The 8,150-nt window shown below is 72.3% G+C and carries 9 protein-coding genes and 1 rRNA gene; all 10 read right to left on the minus strand.

The window, feature by feature from the left end:
• Window positions 1-1,041 carry a lysophospholipid acyltransferase family protein gene (locus tag AB0E62_RS25025; protein WP_362197882.1) on the minus strand — a complete coding sequence of 347 codons (1,041 nt, stop codon included), beginning with the start codon at window positions 1,039-1,041 and terminating at the stop codon, window positions 1-3.
• 12 nt (window positions 1,042-1,053) lie between these two features.
• A complete protein-coding gene (locus AB0E62_RS25030) occupies window positions 1,054-2,115 on the minus strand; it encodes an NAD-dependent epimerase/dehydratase family protein (RefSeq protein WP_362197885.1) in 1,062 nt (353 codons plus the stop codon).
• 285 nt (window positions 2,116-2,400) lie between these two features.
• Window positions 2,401-2,499, minus strand: coding sequence for an AURKAIP1/COX24 domain-containing protein (locus tag AB0E62_RS25035; RefSeq protein WP_003948845.1), 99 nt, complete (start codon window positions 2,497-2,499; stop codon window positions 2,401-2,403).
• Between the two features lie 136 nt (window positions 2,500-2,635).
• On the minus strand, window positions 2,636-2,848 hold the full coding sequence (locus AB0E62_RS25040) for a helix-turn-helix domain-containing protein (protein WP_121791081.1): 213 nt from the start codon (window positions 2,846-2,848) through the stop codon (window positions 2,636-2,638).
• A 129-nt stretch (window positions 2,849-2,977) separates the two neighbouring features.
• Window positions 2,978-3,793: a phosphatase gene (locus tag AB0E62_RS25045; RefSeq protein ID WP_362197888.1), complete on the minus strand. Its 816-nt coding sequence runs from the start codon at window positions 3,791-3,793 to the stop codon at window positions 2,978-2,980.
• 265 nt (window positions 3,794-4,058) lie between these two features.
• Window positions 4,059-5,231 carry an acetoin utilization protein AcuC gene (locus AB0E62_RS25050; RefSeq protein ID WP_362197891.1) on the minus strand — a complete coding sequence of 391 codons (1,173 nt, stop codon included), beginning with the start codon at window positions 5,229-5,231 and terminating at the stop codon, window positions 4,059-4,061.
• The gene (locus AB0E62_RS25055) at window positions 5,182-6,411 is read right to left on the minus strand and encodes an MFS transporter (RefSeq protein ID WP_362197894.1); all 1,230 of its coding nucleotides are present in this window, start codon (window positions 6,409-6,411) and stop codon (window positions 5,182-5,184) included. Before AB0E62_RS25055 ends, AB0E62_RS25050 begins: the two co-directional genes overlap by 50 nt.
• Window positions 6,412-6,535: 124 nt before the next feature.
• Entirely contained in the window at window positions 6,536-7,249 is a 714-nt protein-coding gene (locus AB0E62_RS25060; protein ID WP_362197897.1) for a VC0807 family protein, read from the minus strand.
• A 92-nt stretch (window positions 7,250-7,341) separates the two neighbouring features.
• Window positions 7,342-7,986, minus strand: a complete 645-nt coding sequence (locus tag AB0E62_RS25065) for an HAD family hydrolase (protein ID WP_362197900.1) — start codon at window positions 7,984-7,986, stop codon at window positions 7,342-7,344.
• A 73-nt stretch (window positions 7,987-8,059) separates the two neighbouring features.
• Window positions 8,060-8,150, minus strand: a 5S ribosomal RNA gene (gene rrf, locus AB0E62_RS25070); the annotation flags it as partial.

An 8,150-nucleotide genomic window follows, 5' to 3' on the forward strand; every position in this document is an offset into this window, starting at 1 on the left:
TCAGAAGAACACCGACCGCCGCTGCACCAGCAGCTTGTACAGCGTGTGCTGGATCTGCTCGCGCACCTGGTCGGTCAGGTTGAACATCAGCATCGGGTCCTCGGCGGCCTCCGGCGGATAGCCGTCCGTCGGGATCGGCTCGCCGAACTGGATCGTCCACTTCGTCGGCAGCGGGATCGCGCCCAGCGGACCGAGCCAGGGAAACGTCGGCGTCAGCGGGAAGTACGGGATGCCCAGCACCCGGGCCAGCGTCTTGGCGTTGCCGATCATCGGGTAGATCTCCTCCGCCCCGACGATCGAGCACGGGACGATGGGCACGCCCTGGCGCAGCGCCGTGGAGACGAAGCCGCCCCGGCCGAACCGCTGGAGCTTGTAGCGCTCGCCGAAGGGCTTCCCGATGCCCTTGAAGCCCTCCGGCATCACCCCGACCAGATCCCCCTGGCCCAGCAGCCGTTCCGCGTCCTCCGCGCAGGCCAGGGTGTGGCCCAGCTTGCGGGCCAGCTCGTTGACCACCGGCAGCACGAAGACCAGGTCGGCCGCCAGCAGCCGCAGATGCCGGCCGGCGGGATGGTGGTCGTGCACCGCCACCTGCATCATCAGGCCGTCCAGCGGCAGCGTCCCGGAGTGGTTGGCGACGATCAGCGCGCCGCCCTCGGCCGGGATGTTCTCGATGCCCTTCACCTCGACCCGGAAGTACTTCTCGTACACCGGCCGCAGCAGCGACATCAGGACCTGGTCGGTCAGCTCCTCGTCGTAGCCGAAGTCGTCGACCTCGTAGTCCCCGGTGAGCCGGCGCCGCAGGAAGGCCAGCCCGGCCGCCACCCGCCGCTCCAGGCCACCGCCCGTGTCGTCCTCCGGAGGTTCCACCGGCTCCTCCTCCCCCGCCCACTCGCGGCCCGGCAGCGGCTGCACCGCGCCCCTCTCGCCCGGCTCCCCGAGCGGGCCGCGCCGCCCGCCCCCGCCACGGCGCCGCGCCTGGCGCTGTGCGGCGCTCCCCCGGGACCGGTCGTCGTCGAACGGAATGACCTTGGCGTCCGCCATCGTTGCCGCTCCTCAGTTGGCGCTGTGCGTCTGGGGGTGGCCGGCCGCCCTCGCGGACAGCGCGGCGACCCGGTCGACCGCCCCGGCGAGACGTTCCGGCGGCAGCAGCCCCGGGCCCAGGCCGCGCGCGAAGTCCGCGAACGTCCCGGCCGTCGTGTAGCGGGGGGTGAAGCCCAGCGTCTCGCGCATCTGGCCGGTGTCCACCACCCGCCCGTGGGTGAGCAGCCGGATCTGCTCCGGCGAGAAGTCCGTCATACCGAGCGTACGCACCAGGGAACCGGCCCAGGTGACCGCGGGCAGCAGCAGCGGCACGGTGGGCCGGCCCAGCCGCCGGGAGCACTGCGAGAGCAGCAGCGCGCCGTCGCCGGCGATGTTGAAGGTGCCGCTGTTGAGGCTGCCCCGGCGCGGCTCGTGCGAGGCGATCCGCAGCACCTCGATCACGTCGTCCTCGTGCACGAACTGCAGCCGCGGGTCGTAGCCGAACACGGTCGGCAGGACGGGCAGCGAGAAGTAGGAGGCGAGCGGGGTCTCCACGGTCGGGCCGAGGATGTTGGCGAACCGCAGCACGCACACGGCGACGTCCGGCCGGCGCCGCGCGAACCCGCGCACGTACCCCTCGACCTCGACGGCGTCCTTGGCGAAGCCGCCGCTGGGCAGCGACTTGGGCGGGGTCGTCTCGGTGAACACGGCCGGATCGCGCGGCGCCGAGCCGTAGACGTTCGTGCTGGACTTCACCACCAGCCGGCGCACGGCCGGTGACTTCTGGCAGGCGCCGAGCAGTTGCATGGTGCCGATGACGTTGGTCTCCTTGACCGTGGCCCGGCTGCCGCCGCCCAGCGCGGTACCGGTCACGTCCAGGTGGACGACCGTGTCGGCGCCCGTCTCGGCGAGCACGCGGGCGATGGCCGGCTGCCGGATGTCGGTCTGCACGAAGTCGGCGCCGCCCAGGTGGTGCTCCGGCGGCACCGCGTCCACGGCGATCACCCGGTCCACCTCCGGGTCCCGCTGGATCCGCCGCACGAACCGGCCGCCGAGCTGCCGGGCCACTCCGGTGACGAGCACGACCCTTCCCACGATCGCCGCCTCCTTCCCGCGTGACCGGTGTCCCGCGTTCCCCTGTGCGGCCAACCTAGCCGGTCGCCGGTGCCGTGTGAGGACCCGCGATGCGCGGGGGACGGATTTTCCCCCGTCGGCTCCCCACGCCGTTCTCCCGTCGGCTCCCCTGGCGTTCCCCCTCCGGCTGCCCCGCCGGCACCGGCCCGCGACATGCCTGTGGCCCCCCACCACTGCTGGTGGGGGGCCACAGGTGCCACGCTCTCGCGGCGTCGCTCACGGACACCCCGCTCGCGCGGGGACCGCTTACTTCTTGTTGCGACGCTGAACGCGCGTGCGCTTGAGCAGCTTGCGGTGCTTCTTCTTGGCCATCCGCTTGCGCCGCTTCTTGATAACAGAGCCCACGACTACCCTCGCTCACTTCTCATCACTCGGTTGTTTGGGCGCCATGGGCCCACACGACCTACGAGGGGCTAGCCTACCCAACCGAGCGCCGAGGTCGTAATCGAGGGGGTCTCCCCCGGTCACCCGGGGGAAACCGTCAGGCCGTCTCCACCCCCACATAGCTGTCGCGGAGGTACTCGTGTACCGCTTGTTCGGGGACGCGGAAGGACCGCCCCACCCGGATCGCGGGCAGATGACCGCTGTGCACCAGGCGGTACACGGTCATCTTGGACACTCGCATCACCGAGGCGACTTCCGCCACGGTAAGGAACTGAACCTCGTTCAGAGGCCTCTCGCCAGCTGCAGCCATGACACACCTGAACCTTCCGCACTCGACGGCCACCGGCTTCCCCTTCCGGTGACTCTTCGTCGTTGCGTGCTCACTCCCCAGACTAGGGGCGGGTGATGCGAGTGGGGAAGAGGTGCACCCACCGGCGGCCTACTGTGACAGACACGCCCGATTGAGCACGTAGCGGGTCAGCGGCCGGTAGTGACCAGACCGCACTGCGTCATCAAGCGGAACGGCGACGGCCACCCGTCCCTCGGCCTCGCCGACGAACGGCGCGGGGTCGTCGGTGTCGGCCGGCCCGATGGCCTCGAACCCCAGCTGACCAGCGCCGCAGATCCATCCGTGATCGCCGACGACCAGCTCGGGCAGGGGCCCGCCGGCCTGTGCGGCGGCCTCCAGCGCGACCCGAACCGGCAGCGGCGAGTGGGTGTGGGCACCCGGCTCACAACCGGGGCGCCCGCTCGCTGGTTCCCGCATCAGGGCAACCCCTCGTACGTAGTCGAGGCGGTGGGGACGTAGACCGAACCGGGTCAATATGTCGACACAGCGACCCTGCGCGGGGGTGAGGATCTCACATCCCGCCGCCGACAAGGCGTCCGCCAGACCGGCGTAGAACCCGAGCAGCCGCCCGGGGTGCCCGGTGCCCAGCAGCACGGGCGCGCCCCGCCGGGCCGCCTCCCGGAGCCGCCCGGCGAAGGCGTCCAGCGCGGCGAGCGTCCGTTCCGGATCGATCACGTCGGGCCCGCTCGTGTGATCCGGGTCGGCCGAGACCCCGCACTTCCGCGCCATCAGGGCGAGCAGATCGGGGAACTCCCAGGCGCCCTCGGGATCGATTCCGATCAGCACCCGCGGATCCCGGGCCGCGAACAGCCGGTAACTGCGCAGGCTTTCCTCCCGCGGGGTGGCCACCACCCCGGCCAGCCGGGAGGCCACCAGGTGGGCACGGAGGCGGGCGGGGGACGACACGGATGCGATGGTGACCCACCGACGGCGGGACCGGGGCGGAAACGGCGGTATTCGCGCGAATGGCCCAACGAACCGCTATGACCACCGACCGGTACGGCAGAGGGGACGGGCGGGACGGCCGGGGCACGGCAGGGCTCCTCCCGGGGCGCGCCGCGGCGCCGACTGCCCACGACCGGCGCCACGGCGACCGGCGTCCTCGGGCCGGGCGGTCCGGCAGTGGGCCCACCGGGCCGGTGCGCTGGGGCAGTGGGCGTCCCCGCTCCCGCTACGGCAGCAGGCCCCGCAGGGGGAACGCGGCCCGGCGGGTCGCCAGCACGGCCTGGTCGAGCCGGTCGGCGGGGTCGTAGCCCGCCTCCCAGTCGTCGTACGACACCGGCCACCGCCCGTCCGTCATGCGCCGCGGTGCCGGCTGCCGGGTCCGGGCGAACACGTCCTGCCGCCAGCCCTCGGGGATCACCGTCTCCGGCGCCACCGGCCGGTCCGCCGCGATCGCCACCAGGTGCGTCCAGGAGCGCGGTACGACGTCCACGACCGCGTATCCGCCCCCGCCGAGGGCCACCCACTTGCCGTCCGCGTACGCGTGCGCCAGCTCGTGGCACGCCAGCTGCACGGCCCGCTGCGCGTCCAGCGAGACGGCCAGGTGGGCGAGCGGGTCCTCGAAGTGGGTGTCGGCGCCGTGCTGGGAGACCAGGACCTGCGGCCGGAACCCGGCGAGCAGCTCCGGCACCACCGCGTGGAACGCCCGCAGCCACCCCGCGTCCCCCGTACCGGCGGGCAGCGCCACGTTCACCGCGGTGCCCTCCGCCGCGCCCGCGCCCGTCTCCTGCGGCCACCCGGTGCCCGGGAACAGCGTGCCGGGATGCTCGTGCAGCGAGATCGTCAGCACCCGCGGGTCCTCCCAGAACGCGGCCTGCACCCCGTCCCCGTGGTGCACGTCCACGTCCACGTAGGCGACCCGCTCGGCGCCCAGTTCCAGCAGCCGCGCGATGGCGAGCGCCGCGTCGTTGTACACGCAGAACCCCGACGCGCCGCCCGGCATCGCGTGGTGCAGCCCGCCCGCGAAGTTCACCGCGTGCTCGGCGTCCCCCCGCCACACCGCCTCGGCCGCCCCCACCGACTGGCCCGCGATCAGCGCGGACACCTCGTGCATGCCGGCGAACGCCGGATCGTCGAGCGTGCCGAGCCCGTACGACCCGTCCGCCCCCGCCGGATTCGCCGACGCGGCCTTCACGGCGTCGATGTAGTCCTCCCGGTGGACCAGCCGGAGCGTCGACTCACCGGCCGGTCTGGCCGCGACGACCGCCAGTTCCCGGTCGAGCCCGAAGGCGCCGACCAGCCGTCGGGTCAGCTCCAGCCGGACCGGATCCATCGGATGGGTCGGGCCGAAGTCATAGCCCGTTACTGCCTCGTCCCACATCAGCTGTGCGCGGCCGCTCATGCCCGCCACCGTATCTGTCCGGCCGAGCCGCGAACGACCTGGCGTACCCCAGGGTCACCAGCACCAACACCATCGGCACGAGCATGGCGCCCCGGTAGCTCCAGGCGTCCCCCAGGGCGCCCACCAGGGGCGAACCGATCAGGAAACCCACGTAGTTGAAGATGTTCAGCCGGGCGATCGCCGCGTCCGAGGCGCCGGGGCCGCGCTGTTCGAAGGCGAGCCGGCCGGCCGCCGCGAAGGTCTGCGGCACCAGCACGCACAGTCCCAGCCCCAGCAGCGTGAACCCGAGCATGCCCACCCACGCGCCGGGCGCCAGCGCCACCACCGCGAACCCGCCGGCCGCGACCAGCGCCCCGAGCCGGACGACCGCCGCCGCCCCGAACCGCCGCACCCCGAGGTCCCCCACGGCCCGCCCGGCCAGCGTGGTGATCATGTACACGTTGTACGGCACGGTCGCCAGCTGCTCCGAACCGCCCAGCACGTCCTTCAGGTACTTCGCGCTCCAGTTGGAGACGGTCGAGTCCCCGATGTAGGCGAAGGTCATCACCAGACACAGCGGCAACAGCCCCTTGAAGCCGACCCCGCCGCCCGCCCGGACGTCCGCCGCCGGCGCCGGTTCCCCGTCGACGTACCACCGGCTGCCCAGCAGCGCCGCCGGCAGCAGCACGGCCACCACCGGCAGGTACGACACCCACAGCGCGAGCTGCCAGTGCGCCCCGGCCCAGGCCAGCGAGGCGCCGACGATCCCGCCCAGGCTGTAGACGGCGTGGAAGCCGAGCATGATGCTGCGCCCGTAGGACCGCTGGAGGCTGACGCCGAGCATGTTCATGGACGCGTCCAGCGCGCCCACCGCCAGCCCGAAGACGCTGAGCGCCACCGCCAGCGCGGCCACCTGCCCGGCCCCGCCCGCCCCGGCGCCGAGCAGGGCCAGCAGCACCACCGGCTGGGACCAGCGCAGCACCCGGCTCGGCGGCACCCGCTTCACCAGCCGCTCGGCGGCCACGCTGCCGGCCCCGGCGAGGACCGGCACGGCGGCCAGGAAGACCGGCAGCAGCGCGTCGGAGACGCCGTACCGGTCCTGGACCGCCGGGATGCGCGTCACCAGCAGCGCGAAGGCGGCGCCCTGCGCGAAGAAGGCGAACGCCAGCGAGGCCCTGCCGCGCCGCAGCACATCAGTCATGGCGGCGAGGGTAGGGCCCCGGGCTACCTGTGGGTAGATCCAGCCAAAGGTGAATTTCCCTCAACTCCACCCGTCCCACGGCCTCACGGCCCTCCGCCCGTCCGGCGGTCAGGCGGTCAGGCGGTCAGGCGGCTGCGGCCACCGCCGGCCGCTCGTCCCGGCCGGCCGCAGCCTCGGCCGTGAGCATGTGCTCCATCGGGCCGGCGGCCAGTCCCCCACTGACCAGGAACCCGATCGCCATCCACGCGACCATGATCACGGAGCCCAGCCACACCATGGTGTCCACCGGAACGGTGTAGGCACCCACGATCCGCACCACGCACTCGGCCAGCAGGACCAGTCCCCACACCACGGAGAACACCCGCTCCTTGCGCCGGAAGGCGGCGGAGCCGGCCGCGGTCCCGGACACCAGCCGCTGGAAGGCGGCTTCCCTGGCCGGGTCGCCCTTCACGAGGAAGGGCTTCATGCCCTCGGTCATCATCGGCTTCCCCAGCCGGACGGAGACCAGAATGCCGATGGCCACCGTGCTGCTGACCCCGCTGTCCTTGGCGAGCATCAGCCGCGGGTCCCCGGAGACGAAACTCAGCAGCAGCGAGACGACGTTGACGACGAGGATCAGGGCGGCCAGCGCGTTGGTACGGCGCTCCTTGACCACCCCCCACACGGTCCGCACCGCGGGTACGACGCTGCTCCAGGCGAGCGCCGCGAAGGTGCTCATCCCGAAGGCTTCCTTGAAGAGGTAGTACGAGCCGAGCGGCACCGCGACATCGATGAGCAGTGGCTTGAAGTTGTCCAGCACGCTGGGCCTGCCGCCCTGGTTCCCCGTGGTCTTCGTCATGCCCTCAGCTTCGCCGCCGGGCGGGGTCCGGCGGTAGAAACGATCGTCCGGAGGTGCGGGTGACAAATGTCAGCCCGGTCCGCCGACGGGGATCACCTCAGCAGATCGGGCAGCTCCTCCATGCACGAGAAGAGGTGCCCGGCGCCCACGAGCCGCTCCGCCGGTGTCATCGCGGTGAACCCGTAGACGTCCATCCCGGCCGCCACGGCGGCCTGGACGCCCGGCGGGGAGTCCTCCACGACCACGCACCGCCCGGGCGCCACCCCCATCCGCTCGGCCGCGTGCAGGAACAGGTCCGGCGCCGGCTTGCCCCGTCCGACGTCGTCCGCGCTGAAGATCCGCTCGTCGGTGAACCACCGGTCGAGCCCCGTCGTGCGGTGTCCCACGCGTATCCGCTCATGGCTCCCCGAGGAGGCCACGCAGTACGGCACGCCGTCCGCGGCCAGCTTCTCCAGTACGTCCGTCACGCCGGGCACGGGCCGCAGCTCCCGCTCGAACGCGGCGAACACCCGCGCGTGGAAGACCTCGTCGAAATCCTCCGGCAGCCGCCGGCCCGTGCGCTCCAGCACCAGATCGTGGACGCGGTGCATGGCCGAACCCATGTAGTCCCGGATGGAGTCCTCGTACGACGTCGGGTGTCCCAGCTCGGTGAGATACGCGGCCAGGAGCCGGTTGGACATCGGCTCGCTGTCCACGAGGACGCCGTCGTTGTCGAAGATGACGAGGTCGTAGCGCATGCCGTAGACCCTAATCGACCCCGGAAAACAGAAAACCCCCGCACCTGAAGGTGCGGGGGTTTCCCCAAAAATTGTTCGGCGGCGTCCTACTCTCCCACAGGGTCCCCCCTGCAGTACCATCGGCGCTGTGAGGCTTAGCTTCCGGGTTCGGAATGTAACCGGGC

Origin of the sequence: Streptomyces sp. NPDC038707, from assembly GCF_040636485.1 — a bacterium.
Lineage (GTDB): Bacteria > Actinomycetota > Actinomycetes > Streptomycetales > Streptomycetaceae > Streptomyces.

Excerpts from the sequence above, each read along its gene's own strand:
- AB0E62_RS25025 (WP_362197882.1), bottom strand. The coding sequence starts at position 1,041 with ATGGCGGACGCCAAGGTCATTCCGTTCGACGACGACCGGTCCCGGGGG.
- AB0E62_RS25040 (WP_121791081.1), bottom strand. The coding sequence starts at position 2,848 with ATGGCTGCAGCTGGCGAGAGGCCTCTGAACGAGGTTCAGTTCCTTACC.
- AB0E62_RS25050 (WP_362197891.1), bottom strand. The coding sequence starts at position 5,231 with ATGAGCGGCCGCGCACAGCTGATGTGGGACGAGGCAGTAACGGGCTAT.
- AB0E62_RS25055 (WP_362197894.1), bottom strand. The coding sequence starts at position 6,411 with ATGACTGATGTGCTGCGGCGCGGCAGGGCCTCGCTGGCGTTCGCCTTC.
- AB0E62_RS25060 (WP_362197897.1), bottom strand. The coding sequence starts at position 7,249 with ATGACGAAGACCACGGGGAACCAGGGCGGCAGGCCCAGCGTGCTGGAC.
- AB0E62_RS25065 (WP_362197900.1), bottom strand. The coding sequence starts at position 7,986 with ATGCGCTACGACCTCGTCATCTTCGACAACGACGGCGTCCTCGTGGAC.